The organism is Streptomyces sp. NPDC052079, from assembly GCF_040680275.1.
GTDB lineage: Bacteria > Actinomycetota > Actinomycetes > Streptomycetales > Streptomycetaceae > Streptomyces.
On record NZ_JBFAWL010000002.1, the window covers coordinates 182,482 to 199,992 of the forward strand.

Below are 17,511 nucleotides of genomic sequence, written 5' to 3' on the forward strand. Positions count from 1 at the left end.
CCCATGCAGTGAGCAACAGATCGAGGATAGTGGCGGGCCGGTGCCCGGGAGCAGGGGCGTTGTCTACGGTTCCGTAACAGGCGGGCCGAGGGCGTCCAGCACCTGGGACAGCCGTTCCAGCGCCGTCACCGCGTGGGCGAGTTCCTCCTCCCCGTACGTCGTCTCGTACGCCTGGGCGAGCCGTTCCGCGAAGGCCGCGTGACCGGGGTCGATACGGCGGATCGCGGCGCGGCCCTCCTCGGTGGGCGCGAGGAGTTTGGCGCGGCGGTGGGCGGGGTTGGGCCGGTACTCGGCGAGTCCGCGCCGCACCAGCAGGTCGGCGACGCGCTGCACGCTCTGCCGGGTGATGCCCATCGCCCTGGCGATCCCGGAGACCGGCAGCGGCTCGTCGAGGACCGCGCCGAGCACCTGCCACCAGGCGGCGGTGATCCCGGCGGGGCGGGCCAGCTGCTCGGCGACCGCGAGGAACTGGCCGTTCAGCCGGAAGGCGCCGAGCGCGCCCCGGCTGAGCAGGTCCTGCCGTTCACGGCTCACCGGCTCAGCGCCTCCTCGTACACGGCGTACGCCTCCGGGTCCGAGTCGTGGAACAGCCGGTACCAGGCGTCGGCCACAGTGTCGTCGTAGGCGCCGAGCAGCCGGAAGACCTCACGGGCGAAGGCGACGGGCTCGGTGGGTCCCGCGGTGACGAGTCCGCCGTCGGTGACGGCGTCGGCCTCGACGTACCGCCCGGCGCCCGCGTATCCGGTCATGGCGAGGTAGGGGGCGGCGCCGCTGGTGTGCGCCCGGTCGTCGAGCAGTCCTTCCCGGGCGAGCCCGGCGGTGGCCCCGCAGATCGCGGCGACGGGCACACCGGCGTCGAGGAAGGCGCGGGCGGTGCGGGCGAAGGGGGCGAGGTCGTCGCCCTCGTCCCAGCGGGCGGCGCCGGTGAGGATCAGCAGCGAGCTGTCCTCGGGGCGCAGCTCGCCGAGCGCCAGGTCGGACAGCACCCGCAGTCCGCCGGCGCTGGTGACGGGCTCTCCGGACGGGGTGACGGTGCGCACCTGGTAGCCGGCGCGCGCGAGGTGTGCGGTGGTGTGACCGGTCTCCCAGTCGGCGTAGGTGTCGTAGAGGGCGAGGTGCACGGGTTTGCGGGTCATGACCGCTCCCTTGTCGGTGGCGAGTGCCGGGTGCCGGGCCTCTGAATATGACAGCAGTCTGTCATTACGACAGCGAGCTGTCCATCGCCTCCCCGCGGCCGTCGACAACATGTCGCGGAAACCCCCCGACCACAGACAGGCCGCCGATGTCGCGGACCCGCCGCCCCCGCCTACCCTCTGCGGCATGACCCCTCAGCCGAACCCCGAGGCCGGCGCCGCCGTCAAGGCCGCCGACCGTGCGCATGTGTTCCACTCCTGGTCCGCGCAGGAGCTCATCGACCCGCTCGCCGTCGCCGGGGCGGAGGGGTCGTACTTCTGGGACTACGACGGCAGACGCTATCTCGACTTCGCCAGCGGACTCGTCTACACGAACATCGGCTACCAGCACCCGAAGGTCGTCGCCGCGATCCAGGAGCAGGCGGCCCGGATGACGACGTTCGCGCCCGCGTTCGCCGTCGAGGCGCGCTCGGAGGCGGCCCGGCTGATCGCCGAGCGGACCCCGGGCGACCTGGACAAGATCTTCTTCACCAACGGCGGCGCCGACGCCGTCGAGCACGCCCTGCGCATGGCGCGGCTGCACACCGGGCGCCCCAAGGTGCTCTCCGCCTACCGCTCGTACCACGGCGGCACCCAGCAGGCCGTGAACGTCACCGGCGACCCCCGCCGCTGGGCCTCCGACAGCGGCACGGCCGGGGTCGTGCACTTCTGGGCGCCCTTCCTGTACCGCTCGCGCTTCTACGCCGAGACCGAGGAGCAGGAGTGCGCGCGGGCGCTGGAGCACCTGGAGACGACGATCGCCTTCGAGGGGCCCTCGACGATCGCCGCGATCATCCTGGAGACCATCCCGGGAACGGCCGGCATCATGCTGCCGCCCGCCGGCTACCTGGCCGGTGTCCGCGAGCTGTGCGACAAGTACGGCATCGTCCTGGTGCTCGACGAGGTCATGGCCGGGTTCGGGCGGACCGGGAAGTGGTTCGCGGCGGACCTGTACGACGTCGTGCCGGACCTGATGACCTTCGCGAAGGGCGTGAACTCCGGCTATGTGCCGCTGGGCGGCGTCGCCATCAACGGAGCCATCGCCGAGACCTTCGCCAAGCGGCCCTACCCGGGCGGGCTGACCTACTCGGGACACCCACTGGCCTGCGCCGCCGCCGTGGCGACCATCAACGTCATGGCGGAGGAGGGCGTCGTGGAGAACGCGGCCTCCCTCGGCGCCTCGGTCGTCGGACCCGGACTGCGGGAGCTGGCCGAGCGGCACCCCTGCGTGGGCGAGGTCCGCGGCGTCGGCATGTTCTGGGCGCTGGAGCTGGTGCGGAACCGGGAGACCCGGGAGCCGCTGGTGCCGTACAACGCGGCCGGTGAGGCGAACGCCCCGATGGCCGCCTTCGCCGCCGCCGCGAAGGAGGGCGGCATCTGGCCGTTCGTGAACATGAACCGCACCCATGTGGTGCCGCCGTGCAACGCGAGCGAGTCGGAGCTGAAGGAAGGGCTGGCGGTGCTGGACGCGGCCCTCACGGTGGCGGACGGCTACGTGGAGTAACCGTGTGGGCGGGTCGGCGTGACCCGGCCGGAACGGGCGCGAGGCGGCCTTCTCCTCGCGCCCGTTCGAACGTCCCGCCTCTCCACCCGACCGCGTAAGGTGGCGTGCCGCAGACATACGTGCACGGCACTCGAACGCGCAGAGGGAGACGCCCCGAACATGCCCGGCAGCAGCGGCACTGGTGCCGTGACCCGCAGCACCTTGCGGCAGCAGATCGCGGACGCGCTCCGTGACGAGGTGCTGGGCGGGCGGCTCCAGCCCGGGCAGGAGTTCACCGTCAAGGAGATCGCCGATCAGTACGGCGTCTCCGCGACCCCTGTGCGGGAGGCCCTGGTCGACCTGTCGGCGCAAGGGCTGCTCGACGCCGATCAGCACCGGGGCTTCCGCGTGCACGAGTACTCCGCCGACGACTTCCGCGGCATCGTCGAGGCCCGCAGTCTGGTGATCGACGGCATGTTCCAGGCGCTGACCGAGGGCCGCCTTCCCCAGCTCCGGCCGGACGAGCCCCGGGTCGCCGCCGCCCTCGCGGGGGTGCGCAGACGCGGCGAGGAGGCCCAGCGTGCCGCCCTCGCCGGCGAGGTCACCGTGCTCATCGGCTACGACCTGCGCTTCTGGCGCGAACTGGCGTCCGTGTTCGGCAACCCCTATCTCACCGACTTTCTGCACCGGCTCCGCGTCCAGGGGTGGGTGTACGCGGTGCAGCAGCTGCGGGGGCTTCCCGATCTGCGGGGGCGGCTATGGTCCCAACACACCGATCTGGTCGATGCGCTGGTGCGCCGTGACACCGATTCCGCCCGCGCGATCGTCGAGGCGTACAACGCGCACTCGCTCTCCCTCGTCGAGGCCTCGTCGAGGGCCTGACGGCCGGTGGGATGGGTAAGGGACCTGCACAACGCTCCGCACCGGGGGAGCCGCCCCGGACGGGCGCGGATACGCTTCCCTGACCAGGACGACCATCCCGACGACCGCGCGATGCGAGGAGCCCTCTTTTGGCCTGTGACCTGTGGCTGGTACCGCTCGTCGATGTGTTGTGCCATACGCCCGACAATCCGTTCGCCGAGGAACTCGCGCAGTACAACGCGGTGCTGGCCGACGCGGGGCTGCCACCGGTACCGGTGTACCAGTACATGCCGGGACTGAACGGCGAGGTGGCTCCGGTCGCGGGGTTCGACTACGACGCGCTGCACTTCCTGCGCCGGGTGTATCTGCTCCAGGTGTGCGGGCTGCCGGTCACGCCGGTGGACGAACTGGGCGGTGACTACGAGCAGTTGCTGGAGATGTTCGAGACGACGGCCCAGCAGTCCCACCTGGTCTGGCACTACGACCACGCGGGCGCATACGTCCCGCTCGACTTCCCGGACCCCCTCTCCAGCGACGAACTCCTCGCCGGCGGGGGCCCGTTGGGCTCCTCCCACGCACTGCTGCGCGAACTGGAGCTGGTCGCCCCGTCCCTCGGCATCGACCCGGCGAACCCCCCGGCGGCTCCCGAGCCTCCGCTCGGCCCGACGGAACTGGAGGAGCCGGCGGTCGCGGCCCCGTACGACCCCAGCCCCTTCGCCCGCGAACGCCATGTGTGGCTGGGGCTGCACGCGGCGGCGACACGGAGCCTGGCGCAGGGATCGATGATCGTCTTCAGCTGAGGCTCAGGCTCAGGCTCACTGCAGTGCGGCAAGCCCCTTCTCCATGTCCTCCGCGTTCATGACGGGGCACATCTCGACTTCCGCGTTCATGTGGACGAAGAACGGCTCACCCACCGGAGGCACCTCCGAGCTGTCCTGCATGTGCAGGACCAGCACCATCGTCCGCCGCCCTCCGAGCGGACCGAAATAGGCGGCTTCCGGCTGCAGCCGGTCGAGGATCCCCTTGACCTCCTCGGCCATCTTCCCGCTGCGGAGCAGCTCGTTGGACTTCTCGGTGTCCAGGGTCGCCTTGATCATCACGCGCATCGCACTCACCTTCTCGTGGTCGACGCACGCGGCCGCGTACACCCTCAGGCTATGCCTGTGCCCCGTCGCCCGCGCGGGCGACGGGGCACAGCGGCAGGGCTCTACAGGAACGAGTTGATCTCGATCGTCTCGTCACGCCCCGGGCCCACGCCGATCGCGGAGATCGGGGCGCCGGACATCTCCTCCAGCGCCTTGACGTACGCCTGGGCGTTCTTCGGCAGGTCGGAGAAGGACTTCGCCTTGCTGATGTCCTCGCTCCAGCCCGGCAGCATCTCGTAGACCGGCTTCGCGTGGTGGAAGTCCGTCTGCGAGTACGGCAGCTCCTCGACGCGCTTGCCGTCGATCTCGTACGCCACGCAGACCGGGATCTGCTCCCAGCCGGTGAGGACGTCCAGCTTGGTGAGGAAGAAGTCCGTGAGGCCGTTGACCCGGGTCGCGTACCGCGCGATGACCGCGTCGAACCAGCCGCAGCGGCGGTCACGGCCGGTGGTGACACCGCGCTCGCCGCCGATGCGGCGCAGGGCCTCGCCGTCCTCGTCGAAGAGCTCGGTCGGGAACGGGCCGGCGCCGACGCGGGTCGTGTACGCCTTCAGAATGCCGATGACCCGGCTGATCTTCGTCGGGCCCACGCCGGAGCCCGTGCAGGCGCCGCCCGCGGTCGGGTTGGAGGAGGTGACGAAGGGGTACGTGCCGTGGTCGATGTCGAGCAGGGTGCCCTGGCCGCCCTCGAAGAGGACCACCTTGTCCTCCTCCAGCGCCTGGTTCAGCACCAGCACGGTGTCGGCGACGTACGGGGCGAGCTTGTCCGCGTAGCCCAGCAGCTCCTCGACCACCTGGTCCACGGCGATCGCGCGCCGGTTGTAGAGCTTGGTGAGCATCTGGTTCTTCACGTAGAGGGCCGCTTCGACCTTCTGGGTGAGGATCGACTCGTCGTACAGGTCCTGGACGCGGATGCCGACGCGGTTGATCTTGTCGGCGTAGGTGGGGCCGATGCCCCGGCCGGTGGTGCCGATCTTGCGCTTGCCGAGGAAGCGTTCCGTCACCTTGTCGACGGTGACGTTGTACGGCGTGATGATGTGAGCGTTTCCGCTGATCAGGAGCTTCGACGTGTCGACGCCGCGCTCGTTCAGACCGCTCAGCTCGGAGAGCAGGACCGACGGGTCGACGACGACGCCGTTGCCGATGACCGGCGTGCAGCCGGGAGACAGGATTCCGGAAGGGAGCAGGTGAAGGGCGTACTTCTGGTCGCCCACGACTACCGTGTGGCCGGCGTTGTTGCCGCCCTGGTAGCGCACCACATAGTCGACGGAACCACCCAGCAGGTCCGTCGCCTTTCCCTTGCCTTCGTCACCCCACTGAGCACCGAGCAGCACAAGTGCGGGCACGCGCGTACACCCCTTCCGGGCGGGGCATGTCCAAGGTCAGGGGCGCACACGGAGGATCACCGCCGCGTGCACCGCGACCACCGTTGGCCGCCAACCGTCGGACCGGATGCCCCGGAATAGACGAAGCCCCTGGCGCAATAGCGCAAGGGGCTCTTGCACAAAGATGCTACCCGAGGAAGCGAGGCATGGCCGAGGTGGCGACTTCCAGGACCTTCTCCGCGACGTCCGATCAGCTCCTGGTGGTCATCGATCCGGTCGCCCGGCGGACGGACGGCGAGTCCGTCCGGATCGCGAAGGACGTGCTCAGCGCGGGTGCGGCGGGCGCGAAGGTGTGTCTGCCGGACGATCCGGAGGAGTTCGCGCGGGCGCTGGCACGGCGCGGGTCGCGACGGCCGGTGGTGGTCGGCGACGACCGGGCCCTGGTGCGGGCGGTGACGCTGCTGCACCGGCGGCGGGAGCTGGCCGGATGTGCGCTGTCCCTGGTGCCGGTGGGCGGCGCGGTCTCCCTCGCCCGGTCCCTCGGGGTCCCCGCGGGGGCGGTGGCGGCGGCGCGGGCGGTGCTGGACGGGGCGGAGCGGCGGATGGACCTCCTCGTCGACGACAGCGACGGGGTGGTGCTCGGCACGCTGCGGATCCCGCCGGTCGGGGGTGTGACGCCGGTGCGGGAGGCTGCCGACGGGACGGGGCGCCCCTGGCTGCGGACATACCGGTCACTGGTGCGGACCCTGGTGCCGGCGCGGCCGTCCGGGACCGTGTCCGTGCCGGAAGGCGGGCCGGCGCGGCTGCGGGTGGAGGTGGACGGGGAGACGCTGGTCGATCTCGGGCAGCCGGTGGAGGGCGTCTCGGTCATGCCGGGCGCGCCCGGCCGGGCCCAGGTGGAGGTGCGTCCGGCGTCGGTGGGGGCGGAGGCGTCCCCCTTGTCGGCGGAGGGACACACGGTGACCGTGTCGGGCGCGCACTTCCGCTACCGCGCGGACGCGGTGGTGTCGGGCCCGGTGCGAACACGGACGTGGGAGGTGCGGGAGGGGGCCTGGGGGCTGGTACTGCCTACGCGCTAGGGGTAGGGGCGCGTCGGTTCAGGGGGCCGTGAAGTCGGTCGTGTCCAGCGCACAGTCGAACGGGGCGGGGATGGCCAGTTTCTCGCCGAAGGGCTTGGTGTCGCTGGACTTGTAGCCCTTGGCCGAGGGCATCGAGAAGACCGTGGCGCACTCCTCCTGCATGTCGAGCAGCAGATAGACGGGGACGCCCGCCCTTCCGTAGACCTCGACCTTGTCCGTCATGTCGTCGTCGCGGGTGGACGAGGAGGTCAGTTCGGCGACGAAGGACAGGGCCTCGCCGTCCAAGTGCGTGCTGCTGATCCGGCTGGCGCGACGGTGGGCGACGTGGATGTCAGGGCCGTACGCACGCTCGGAGCCCGGGAACACGTACAGGAACGGGCCATAGCTGATCCGGTGCTCTGCGGGAAGGTACGGCCGCAGCTGTTCGCACACCAGCTCCATGACGTCGAGGTAGTAGCCCTTGGACCACGGCGACACGACGATGTTCCCCCTAATGATCTCGGCTTTGTAGCCGTCGGGCACGTCCAGCTCGTCGAGGGTCCTCAGCAGGTCCTCGAAGCTGTCGGACTCGGTGCCGCTTGTCATCGGTCGCTCTGCCATGACTGTCATGATGCGCCCTCCCCGTGATGCGGACCAGTCACCACTCAGTGTAACCGATCAGTCACTCACCCGTACCCTGTCACCCCTCACCCCCGCCCGAACCGCTCCTCGCGATACACCCGCCAGCGCCCCATCATCGCCTCGACCTCCTTCTCCACGAACTCGAAGAAGGCCAGCGTCTCCGCCAGCCGGCGGCCCGCCGGGGTGTCCTCGCCCAGGCTGGTGACGCCCTCGCGGAGGGCGTCCTCCCAGCGCCTGATGACGGCCTCGCGGTTGGTGAGGGCCTCGTACCACTGGTCGCCGTGGACCCGGTACCGCTCCCGCCGGGAGCCGGGTTCGCGCTCGCGGGAGACCATGTGCTGCTGCGCGAGATAGCGCACCGCCCCGGACACGGCGGCCGGTGAGATCCTGAGGCGTTCGCCCAGTTCGGCGGAGGTCAGCACCCCGGTGTCGGAGGCCAGCAGGGCCGCGAAGACACGGGCGGGCATCCGCGGCAGCCCGGCCTCCACCAGCTGCGCCGCGAAGCTCTCGACGAACCGCGAGACCGCCTCGGGATCCCGGGCCGCCCCGCTCGGCTCCGTCATGATCCGATCATCTCCCCTGCTCAAGCGCCATGGGTCCGGCGGATCAAGTCTAACCAGCGTTTTATACGCTTCCTTAACTTCACAAATTTCTGAAGTTAGCGTACGTTCCGAAGCATGACGAAGGCCATCACCGTGTCCGGACTGCACAAGGCGTTCGGCCGGACCCACGCACTGGACGGGCTCGATCTGAGTGTCGAGTCCGGAGAGGTCCACGGCTTCCTCGGCCCCAACGGCTCCGGCAAGTCCACCACCATCCGGGTCCTGCTCGGCCTGCTGCGCGCCGACTCCGGTGCCGCCCAGGTGCTCGGCCGGGACCCCTGGACGGACGCCGTGGAGATCCATCGCCGTATCGCCTACGTCCCCGGTGACGTGACGCTGTGGCGGAACCTCTCCGGCGGCGAGGTCATCGACCTGTACGGGAGGCTGCGCGGGGGCCTGGACCGGCACCGCCGCGCCGAGCTGACCGAGCGGTTCGAGCTGGACCCGACGAAGAAGGGGCGCACGTACTCCAAGGGCAACCGGCAGAAGGTCGCCCTGGTCGCCGCGTTCGCCTCCGACGTCGACCTGCTGATCCTCGACGAGCCGACGTCCGGCCTCGACCCGCTGATGGAGGAGGTCTTCCGGCGCTGTGTCGCCGAGGAGCGGGAGCGCGGGCGGACCGTGCTGCTGTCGTCGCACATCCTCAGCGAGGTGGAGGAGCTGTGCGACCGGGTCAGCATCATCCGCAAGGGACGGACCGTGGAGACCGGCTCGCTCGCCGAGCTCCGCCATCTGACCCGGACCAGCGTGAGCGCCGAACTCGCCGGCCCGCCGAACGGACTCGCCGCACTACCCGGCGTGCACGACCTCGACATACGGGGCCACCGGGTGCGGCTCCAGGTCGACACCGACGGGCTCGACGCGGTGCTGCGCTCGCTGAGCGCGTCGGGCGTGCGCTCGCTGACGTCCACTCCGCCGACGCTGGAGGAGCTGTTCCTGCGGCACTACCAGGACGAGGTGACCGTCCGATGAGCGCCGCCGCCTACGCCGTACGGCCCGCGAGCGCACGCCAGTTCGCCGGCACCGGCGTCCTGCTGCGTTTCGCGCTGCGCCGGGACCGGGTGATGATCCCTATCTGGGTCGGGGTGAACGCCCTGATGGTGCTGTCCATGCCGAGCACGCTGGAGGGGCTGTACGGCACTCCCGCCGAGCGCGCCGACCTGGTCGCGCAGATGGCCGCCAACTCCTCCCTGCGGGCCATGATCGGCCCCGTCCTCGGCGACTCCCTCGGCGCACTGACCGCATGGCGGGTCGGGCTGTACGCGGGCGCGCTGGCCGCCGTGGCCGGTCTGCTGGTGGTCGTACGGCACACCCGGGACGAGGAGGAGAGCGGGCGTCAGGAGCTGGTGGCGTCCGGGATGGTGGGCCGCAGGGCCGCGTTGACGGCGGCGCTGCTCGCGGCGGCCGTCGCCAACGGGGCGCTGGCGCTGCTGGTGACGGCCGGCCTTGCCGGGCAGGGCGCTGCGGGCGCGCTGGCGTTCGGGCTGGGGCTCGCCGGTACGGGGATGCTCTTCGCGACGACGGCGGCGATCCTGGCGCAGCTGACGGAGAGCGCGCGGCTCGCGCGGGGGCTGACGGCGGCCGTGCTGGGGGCCGCGTTCGTGCTGCGGGCGGCGGGCGACTCCGCGACGGTCGACGGCTCGTCCCCGCTGACCTGGGCGTCACCGCTCGGATGGCTGACCAACCTGCGGGCCTTCGCCGACGAACGGTGGTGGGTGCTGGGCCTGTTCGCCGGCGCGGTGCTGCTCCAGGCGGCGGTGGCGTACGCGCTCGCCGGGCGCCGGGACCTCGGCATGAGCTTCCTGCCCAGCCGTCCGGGGCCGGCCGCCGGGCGGCTGGGCAGCGCCGGCGCGCTGGCCTGGCGGCTGCAGCGGGGCGGTGTGCTCGGCTGGGGCATCGGGTTCCTGCTGGCGGGGCTGGTGTACGGCGGGATGGCCGAGGGGGCGGCCGATCTCGTCGCCGACAACGAGAGCGCGCGGGAGATCTTCCGGCGGATGGGCGGGCAGTCGGGGCTGACGGACGCGTTCCTCGCCGCGATGGTCGGCATCCTCGGGCTGGTGGCCGCCCTGTACGTCGTGGCGTCGGTACTGCGGCTGCACGGAGAGGAGACCTCGGGCCGCGCCGAACCGGTGCTCGCGGGGGCGGTCGGGCAGATGCGCTGGGCCGCCGGGCACCTGGCGGTGGCGTTCGGCGGGGCGGTGCTGCTGATGCTGCTCGGGGGAGTGGGGCTCGCCCTCGGCCACGGCGAGCAGGCGGGCCCGATCCTGGGCGCGTGTCTGGTGCAGGTCCCGGCGGTCTGGGCGGTCGGCGGGGTCGCGGTGCTGCTGTACGGGCTGGTGCCCGGGGCGGCGAGAGGCGCGTGGGGTGTGGCCGGCGCGGTGCTGCTGATCGGCTGGATCGGCCCGGCCCTCGACGCCCCCCGGGCGGTGCTGAATCTGTCGCCCTTCGGCCATCTGCCGAAGCTGCCGGGCGGGGACATGGAATGGCCCCCGGCACTGATCCTCACGGCGCTCGCGACGGCGCTGGTAGCAGCGGGGCTGGCCGGGTTGCGGCGCAGGGACATGGTGGCGTGACAGGGGCCGGCTGGGTGGTCAGTCCATGTACGGCTTGAGGTCGTCGGTGTCGAACGTGATGCCGACGGGGGGCGGAAGCACGACCTTCTGGCCCAGCCGGCGCTTCTGGACATTCCGGTAGCCGACCACCGGGTCCGGGTCGCTGTGCACGAGGACGGAGCGATGGTCGCGGTCGATCAGCAGGTAGACGGGGATCCCGGACTCGGCGTAGGCCTGGGGCTTCTCCACACGGTCGCGATCGTGCGTGTCCGAGTCGAAGGAGGTGACCTCCACCGTCATCAGCACGCCTTCGGGCTCCGCCCAGTCCCCCTGCCCGGCAAAGTGGGCGACGGGCGCGAGCACCGCGTCCGGCCGGGCCCGGCCCTTGCAGTAGGACTCCACCTTCAGCCCCTGTACCGGGCTGAGATCGAGTTCGGGCCTGGACTGCATGCACTGACGGACCAGCCACATGATGATCGCGCCGTGATTGCCGTTGGTCCCTTTCCTGAGCGCGATCCGTCCGTTGATGAACTCGCACCTGACGGTCTCGTCCTCACGCTCGGCGAACTCGACGATCCTCTCGAACATGTCCACGGACAACTGGGATGACGCGCGCCGCCGCTCCGCCATAACCGTCGTGACTCCTCCCCTTCATGAACGAGGGGCTTCTCGCTATGCCGGTGTGGCTTCGCGGCGGACCAGCCCGGCCCGTAGAACGTTCAGGGCGCCTACTGTGTCCGCGTGCGCGTGGTGGCCGCAGGCGACGCAGTGGAACTTCTCCTGTGTGGGCCGGTTCTCTTCGGCGGTGTGCCCACATTCGGGGCACCGCCGGGAGGTGTTGCGGGGGTCCACCGCCATCACTTGCCGTCCGGCTCCTTCCGCCTTGACGGCCAGGATCGCGAGGAACACCCCCCATCCGGCATCGGCGATCGAGCGGTTGAGTCCTGCTTTCGCGCCGGCCCCGTTGGGCAGGAAGCTGCCTGGCTGTTCGGGGTCCGGCTTCGGCTCGGGGGCCTTGCTCATGTTGCGGATCTTGAGGTCTTCGTGCGCGATGAAGTCGTGCTCACGGACAAGATCGAGCGCGGTCTTGTGCGCGTGGTCCAGACGCTGACGGCGGACCTTGCGGTACAGCCGGGCCACGGCTTCCACGGCCTTGCGGCGTCGCTTGCTGCCGCGCTTGCACCGGCTGAGCGCCTGCTGTGCGGCTTCCAGCTTCGCGGCGGCCTTGTGTCCATAACGTGGGTTGGGTACGAATCCGCCGCCCGAGTCGGCGAGGAAGTTGGCCAAGCCCATGTCGATGCCGACCACCGAACCGGTCGCCGGGAGCGCTTCGGGCGCGGTCTGCTCGGCGGTGAGGATGATGTACCAGCGGTGCCCCTCCCTCTTCACCGAGATCGTCTTGACCTTGCCGGCCACGGGCCGGTGCTGGTGCGCCTTGACGTGCCCGACGCCTTGAAGGCGGACGCGGGTGACGGGGTCGTGCGGGGTGGAGTCCCATCGGCAGCCGTCGCCGTCCTTCGGGAACTCCACGGTGTCGAACCGCTTGCCTGACCGGAACCGCGGATAGCCCGGCTTCTCGCCAGCCTGCACACGCCGGAAGAACGAGGCGAACGCCTTGTCCAGACGCCGGAGGGTCGCTTGTTGGCTGGAGAACGACCAGCGGCCCTGGCGCTCGGGGTCGAATGCCCGGATGTCCTTGAGTTGGGCAGACTGGCCACCGTATCGGACGGTGGTCTTCGAGGCGTGCCGGTAGGCATCGCGGCGTTCCTGGAGTGCGCCGTTGTACAGGGAGCAGTGGTCGGCCAGCATCTCGCGCAGTGCGATCGTCTGACGGACCGTGGGCCGCATGAGGAACTTGTACGTCCGAATCATCCGGCCCTCCCCCTTCTTTTTTGGTTTCAGCTCGCAGGTCTTCCGCAGGCGGGCACCAGTTTGACGAGCCCTTCACGTCCCTCGCCCGGAATCGACCAGTGATCAGCCGAACGGGTGATCAGCCCAGTTCCACGGGCAGTCCCTCCAGTCCCCTGATCACGAAGTTCGGTTTGCGTCGGGGTTCCGCCGCGAGGCGTAGGGTCGGGGCCTTCTGCAGGAGGGCCGTCATCGAGGCCGCCAGTTCGATGCGGGCCAGGGGGGCGCCGATGCAGTAGTGGATGCCGGCGCTGAAGGAGATGTGGGGGTTGTCGCGGCGGGTGAGGTCCAGGCGCTCCGGGTCGGTGAAGACGGCCGGGTCGTGGTTGGCGGAGCCGAAGAGCATCGCGATCTCCGCGCCCCTCGGGATCACCTGGCCGTCGATCTCGATCTCGTCGAGCACCCAGCGCTCGAAGAGCTGGAGCGGGGTGTCGTAGCGCATCAGCTCCTCGACCGCGGAGGGGACCAGGGAGTGGTCCGCGCGCAGGGCGGCGAGCTGGTCGGGGTGGCGGAACAGCGCCCACCAGCCGTTCACCGTGGAGTTCACGGTGGCCTCGTGGCCCGCGTTCAGCAGCAGCACGCAGGTGGAGATCATCTCCTGCTCGGTGAGCCGGTCGTCGTCCTCGTCGTGGGCGGCGATCAGGCCGGAGATCAGGTCGTCGCCCGGGTTCTTGCGGCGCTCGGCGATCAGCTCGCGCAGGTAGTCGGAGAACTCGACGGACGCCTGTACGGCCTTCGCTGCCGTCTCCTCCGGCGGGTTCAGCTCGTACATCCCGCAGATGTCCGCCGACCAGGGGCGCAGCGGGGCGCGGTCCGCCTCCGGGATGCCCAGCATCTCGGCGATCACCGCGACCGGCAGCGGCTCGGCCACGTCCCTGAGCAGGTCACCGCCGCCCGCCGCCACCAGGGCGTCGACCAGCTCACCGGCCAGCCGCTCGACGTACGGCCGCAGCTGCTGGACCGTGCGCGGGGTGAAGGCCTTCGACACCAGGCGGCGGATGCGGGTGTGGTCCGGCGGTTCGAGGTCCAGCATCCCGTGGTCGTTGAGGGTGTGGAACGGCTCGTGCTCCGGCGGCGGGGCGGTGCGGCCGAACTCCTCGTGGGTGAAGCGGTGCTGGTAGGTCCGTCCCAGACGGCGGTCGCGCAGCAGCGCGGAGACGTCCGCATGATGGGCGACCAGCCACTGGTCCGTCGGCTCGAAGTACCGCACCCGGCCCTGTTGCCGCAGCTCGGCGTAGGCGGGGTACGGGTCGGCGAGGAACGCGGGGTCCCAGGGGTTGAACGTGAGGCGGTCAAGCGCTGTCATGAACGGACGGTAGCCCGGCACCCGGCCCTCTGACCAGGGGGTCAGCCCGGCGTGACCAGCCGCGCCTCGTACGCGAACACCGCCGCCTGCGTGCGGTCCCGCAGACCGAGTTTCACCAGGATGCGGCTGACGTGTGTCTTGATCGTCGACTCGGCGACCACCAGCCGCCCGGCGATCTCCGCGTTCGACAGGCCCTGCGCGATCAGCACCAGCACCTCCGTCTCCCGCTCGGTCAGGTCGCCGTACGCCTCCTGCGCGGACGGCATCAGCCGCGGCGCCTCGGAGAGCTTCGAGAACTCGGTGATCAGGCGCCGGGTGACGGTGGGGGCGAGCAGCGCCTCGCCGGACGCGACGACCCTGACGCCGTCGGCGAGTTGGCGGGCGGAGGCGTCCTTGAGCAGGAAGCCGGAGGCGCCCGCGCGCAGCGCCTGGTAGACGTACTCGTCGAGGTCGAAGGTGGTCAGGACGAGGACCTTCGCGCCGCCGTCGGCGGCGACGATCTCCCGGGTCGCCTCGATGCCGTTCAGCTCGGGCATGCGGATGTCCATCAGGACGACGTCGGGGGCGAGCTCGCGGACCCGTTCGACCGCCTCCCGGCCGTTGACGGCCTCGCCGACGACCTCGATGTCGGGCATCGCGCCCAGCAGGACCGAGAAGCCCTCGCGCACCATCATCTGGTCGTCCGCGATCAGCACACGGATCGTCATGCGTCACCCTCGTCCGCCGTGGCGACCGGCAGGAACACCGCGACCTCGTAGCCGCCGTCGCCGGTGGGGCCGGCCGTCATCTCGCCGTTCAGCATGGTGACCCGCTCGCGCATGCCGGTGATGCCGTGACCGGCGCCCATCGAAGGGTGCGGGCGAAGCCCTCCTTCAGGGGTGGTGGCCGGGTGACGGGCGGGCTTGACGAGGTTCGGCTCGGGCGCGGGGCCGTTGACGACGCGCAGACCGAGCCCGCCGAGGACGTACCCGATCTCCACGCGGGCGCTCGCGCCGGGCGCGTGCCGCAGGCTGTTGCTCAGCGCCTCCTGCACGATCCGGTACGCCGACAGCTCCACGCCCTGCGGCAGCTCCCGCACCGCCCCGGTCACCGCCTTCTCCACGTCCAGACCGGCGCCGCGCACATTGACCAGCAGGGCGTCCAGGTCGGCCAGGGTGGGCTGGGGGGCGTCCGGGGCCTCGTAGTCCTCGGCGCGGACCACGCCGAGGATGCGGCGCAGCTCGGTGAGGGCGGCCACCGCGTTCTCCCGGATGGTGGCGAAGGCGCGCTCCAGCTCGGGCGGCGGGTTCTCCACCCGGTAGGGCGCGGCCTCGGCCTGGATGGCGACGACCGACATGTGGTGGGCCACCACGTCGTGCAGCTCGCGGGCGATGGTGGTGCGCTCCTCCAGCGCCGTGCGCCGGGACCGCTCGTGCGCCGTCACCGTCTGCTGGGCAGTCACCTCCTGCTGGGCGGTGTGCCGGACGTGCCACAGGGAGACCACGAGCAGGGCGAAGGCAGACGTCACCATCATGGGGCCGCTGTTGGTGTAGTAGTACGACCCGCCGAAGAAAACGTCCGAGAGGAAGGCGTACGCGGCGGTCAGCACCCACATCCAGGCGGCGGTGCGGGGCCGGGTGCGCAGTGCCACGACGACCAGCACCGTCAGGTGGCAGATGAACGCGCCGGGCATCCACGGCCAGTCCCATCCGCTGCCGTTGATCACCGCGATCACCGGGGTCACGGCGAGCGACAGCCAGAACGCGCCGATCGGCCGCACCAGCGTGGCCACGATCGGCAGCGCGCACAGGAGGCCCGAGAGCAGGGCCGGCACGTCACCGCCGGGCAGGCCACCGCTCACCGCGCCCACGCACAGCGCGAGCAGCGCGGCCCCCGCCACCACCGCGTGCGGAAGGTGCTGCGCGGCCTGCCGCAGCGGGCCGGGCAGCCGACGGACGAACGGGCCGTCCGTGCGCCGGGGCGGCAGCGGGCGGTAGGCGAAGGGGTCCTGGAACAGGTCCTGGCGCAGTCCCCGCAGGGCGTTCTGGGCCAGCCGGTACTCCGGGCTGCGCGTCCCGGCCCCGTCGCCGTGCGGGGCGGCGGGGGTCTGCTGGTGAGTTGTCTCGGTCACGCTCACACGGTAGGCCGACCGGGTGGTGGCGGTCGTCCCCGCCGAGACGGGTTCCCGGGCGTCCCTCTCAGGTACTACGCAGGCCACACACGGGTTACCGGTCAGTACGGAGTTGGTCAGTACCCGGACGGCCGTACCAGCCCCGACTCGTAGGCGAACACCGCGGCCTGGGTGCGGTCCCGCAGCGGGACGTTCTCGACCCAGTCTTCGGCGCCCCGGGCGGGCCAGATCCTGGCCCGGGTGTGCAGATCGGCGGCGGTGTCGGCGCTGGTGCCGGGGCTGCCGAGGAGGGCGATGTCGTCGACGTCGAGGCCGTCGGCGGCGCGGGCGCAGACGACGGAGCCGTAGGAGTGGCACAGGAGGGAGACACGGGCCCGCTGTCCGGCGACGGCACGCACGTCGTCCACCAGCGCCCGGAGTCCGGGCGCGGCCTCCTCCGCGCGGCCGGTGGTGGCGACGGCGGTGCTGAAGGTGCCGGGCGTCTCGTAGCCGAGCCAGGCCACGACCGCGGCACGCTCACCGAGCCGCTCGTTCAGGGTGAGGGCGGCGGCACGGAACCGGCCGTAGGTGTCGATCGAGGTGTCGGATCCGGGCGCCAGGACGGCGACACGGCCGGCGCCCGCGAGATCACCGAGCACCTCGGTGACCAGCCCGGCCCCACGCCCGTCGAAGTACAGCAACTGCCGCCCGGCCAGCGCCCGCTCGGCACCGGCCCGCCGTCGATCCCCATACGCGGCAGCCATCCGCGCGGCTTCCTCAGCACCCGCCCGGTGAGCGGCGTAGGTCGCCTGAAGGGTGTCCACGGAGGGCGCCGCAACCACAACGGGCACCGGCGCAGGCACCTGCCCCCGCCCGGCCCCACCCAACGGCAGTACAACCGCCCCCGCCACCCCCAACGCCAACACCCCCCGCCGCAACCGCCCACCCCCGCGGCCAGCCGTGCCGCGGCCCCTGCCGCTCCCGCGGCAAGCCGCCCCACCGCGCCCGCCGCTCCCCCCGTTCCCGCGGCCACCCGCGCGACCGTCCCCGCCGCTCCCCCCGCTCCCGCAGGCAGCCGCCCCACCGCTCCCCCGGCCAGCCGCCCCACCGTCCCCACCGCTCCCGTTCCCGCGGCCAGCCGCCCCACCGTCCCCACCGCTCCCCCCGTTTCCGCGGGCAGTCGTGCCGCTGGGGCGGCACGGGTGGGCGCGACGGCACCCCGCAAGCGCCGGGCTGCGCAACCACCCCCCGGCCCACCCCCACGCACCCGTGCTCCCCGTCCCACCCCGGCGCGCCATCGCCACCCTCCCCGTCGGCCCGCCCATCGGGCCGTTCAGGAAGGGAAGTTACGGATCACCGCAGGTAACG

17 protein-coding genes and 1 pseudogene are annotated in these 17,511 nt (G+C 71.5%); 6 read left to right on the forward strand and 12 right to left on the reverse strand.

The features are described 5' to 3' along the window. Positions 1-63 precede the first annotated feature (63 nt). Entirely contained in the window at positions 64-534 is a 471-nt protein-coding gene (locus AB0L56_RS05265; protein ID WP_365419186.1) for a MarR family transcriptional regulator, read from the reverse strand. Further along, positions 531-1,136 carry a type 1 glutamine amidotransferase family protein gene (locus AB0L56_RS05270; protein WP_365419189.1) on the reverse strand — a complete coding sequence of 202 codons (606 nt, stop codon included), beginning with the start codon at positions 1,134-1,136 and terminating at the stop codon, positions 531-533. Before AB0L56_RS05270 ends, AB0L56_RS05265 begins: the two co-directional genes overlap by 4 nt. A 184-nt stretch (positions 1,137-1,320) precedes the next feature. Here AB0L56_RS05270 and AB0L56_RS05275 point away from each other — a divergent pair, with 184 nt between their 5' ends. From AB0L56_RS05275 to AB0L56_RS05285, 3 genes are all read left to right on the forward strand, one after another. Beyond that, positions 1,321-2,676 (forward strand): aspartate aminotransferase family protein, encoded by a 1,356-nt coding sequence (locus tag AB0L56_RS05275; RefSeq protein ID WP_365419192.1) that lies wholly within the window; start codon positions 1,321-1,323, stop codon positions 2,674-2,676. 159 nt (positions 2,677-2,835) lie between these two features. Further along, positions 2,836-3,537, forward strand: a complete 702-nt coding sequence (locus tag AB0L56_RS05280; protein WP_365419194.1) for a GntR family transcriptional regulator — start codon at positions 2,836-2,838, stop codon at positions 3,535-3,537. A 128-nt stretch (positions 3,538-3,665) separates the two neighbouring features. Continuing rightward, positions 3,666-4,316, forward strand: a complete 651-nt coding sequence (locus AB0L56_RS05285) for a hypothetical protein (protein WP_365419197.1) — start codon at positions 3,666-3,668, stop codon at positions 4,314-4,316. 15 nt (positions 4,317-4,331) lie between these two features. Here the strand turns inward: AB0L56_RS05285 and AB0L56_RS05290 are convergent, their stop codons facing one another. After that, positions 4,332-4,622, reverse strand: coding sequence for a hypothetical protein (locus AB0L56_RS05290; protein ID WP_361036266.1), 291 nt, complete (start codon positions 4,620-4,622; stop codon positions 4,332-4,334). Between the two features lie 101 nt (positions 4,623-4,723). Next, complete coding sequence (locus AB0L56_RS05295; protein ID WP_361036268.1) at positions 4,724-6,007, reverse strand: adenylosuccinate synthase; 1,284 nt, start codon at positions 6,005-6,007, stop codon at positions 4,724-4,726. A 185-nt stretch (positions 6,008-6,192) separates the two neighbouring features. Between AB0L56_RS05295 and AB0L56_RS05300 the strand changes: the two genes are divergently transcribed. Continuing rightward, positions 6,193-7,065: a diacylglycerol kinase family protein gene (locus AB0L56_RS05300; RefSeq protein ID WP_365419201.1), complete on the forward strand. Its 873-nt coding sequence runs from the start codon at positions 6,193-6,195 to the stop codon at positions 7,063-7,065. A gap of 18 nt (positions 7,066-7,083) precedes the next feature. Here AB0L56_RS05300 and AB0L56_RS05305 read toward each other — a convergent pair whose 3' ends face one another. Both AB0L56_RS05305 and AB0L56_RS05310 read right to left on the reverse strand, forming a co-directional pair. Continuing rightward, positions 7,084-7,674, reverse strand: coding sequence for a Uma2 family endonuclease (locus tag AB0L56_RS05305; protein WP_365419204.1), 591 nt, complete (start codon positions 7,672-7,674; stop codon positions 7,084-7,086). Positions 7,675-7,751: 77 nt separating this feature from the next. Continuing rightward, positions 7,752-8,249 carry a MarR family transcriptional regulator gene (locus tag AB0L56_RS05310; protein WP_365419207.1) on the reverse strand — a complete coding sequence of 166 codons (498 nt, stop codon included), beginning with the start codon at positions 8,247-8,249 and terminating at the stop codon, positions 7,752-7,754. Positions 8,250-8,363: 114 nt separating this feature from the next. Between AB0L56_RS05310 and AB0L56_RS05315 the strand changes: the two genes are divergently transcribed. Then, positions 8,364-9,260, forward strand: coding sequence for an ABC transporter ATP-binding protein (locus tag AB0L56_RS05315; protein WP_365419210.1), 897 nt, complete (start codon positions 8,364-8,366; stop codon positions 9,258-9,260). After that, positions 9,257-10,861: an ABC transporter permease gene (locus tag AB0L56_RS05320; protein ID WP_365419211.1), complete on the forward strand. Its 1,605-nt coding sequence runs from the start codon at positions 9,257-9,259 to the stop codon at positions 10,859-10,861. The genes AB0L56_RS05315 and AB0L56_RS05320 overlap by 4 nt, the downstream gene beginning before the upstream one ends. A gap of 18 nt (positions 10,862-10,879) precedes the next feature. Here AB0L56_RS05320 and AB0L56_RS05325 read toward each other — a convergent pair whose 3' ends face one another. The 6 genes and pseudogenes from AB0L56_RS05325 to AB0L56_RS05350 all read right to left on the reverse strand — a co-directional run. Further along, entirely contained in the window at positions 10,880-11,470 is a 591-nt protein-coding gene (locus AB0L56_RS05325; RefSeq protein WP_365419214.1) for a Uma2 family endonuclease, read from the reverse strand. A 42-nt stretch (positions 11,471-11,512) separates the two neighbouring features. Next, positions 11,513-12,712, reverse strand: a complete 1,200-nt coding sequence (locus AB0L56_RS05330) for a transposase (protein ID WP_365419217.1) — start codon at positions 12,710-12,712, stop codon at positions 11,513-11,515. A gap of 118 nt (positions 12,713-12,830) precedes the next feature. After that, complete coding sequence (locus AB0L56_RS05335; protein WP_365419220.1) at positions 12,831-14,054, reverse strand: cytochrome P450; 1,224 nt, start codon at positions 14,052-14,054, stop codon at positions 12,831-12,833. A 41-nt stretch (positions 14,055-14,095) separates the two neighbouring features. Next, a complete protein-coding gene (locus tag AB0L56_RS05340; RefSeq protein WP_361036292.1) occupies positions 14,096-14,761 on the reverse strand; it encodes a response regulator transcription factor in 666 nt (221 codons plus the stop codon). Continuing rightward, positions 14,758-16,164, reverse strand: a complete 1,407-nt coding sequence (locus AB0L56_RS05345) for a histidine kinase (protein WP_365419223.1) — start codon at positions 16,162-16,164, stop codon at positions 14,758-14,760. Before AB0L56_RS05345 ends, AB0L56_RS05340 begins: the two co-directional genes overlap by 4 nt. A gap of 185 nt (positions 16,165-16,349) precedes the next feature. Next, a pseudogene (locus tag AB0L56_RS05350) lies at positions 16,350-17,081 on the reverse strand (alpha/beta hydrolase); the annotation flags it as partial. Positions 17,082-17,511 lie beyond the last annotated feature (430 nt).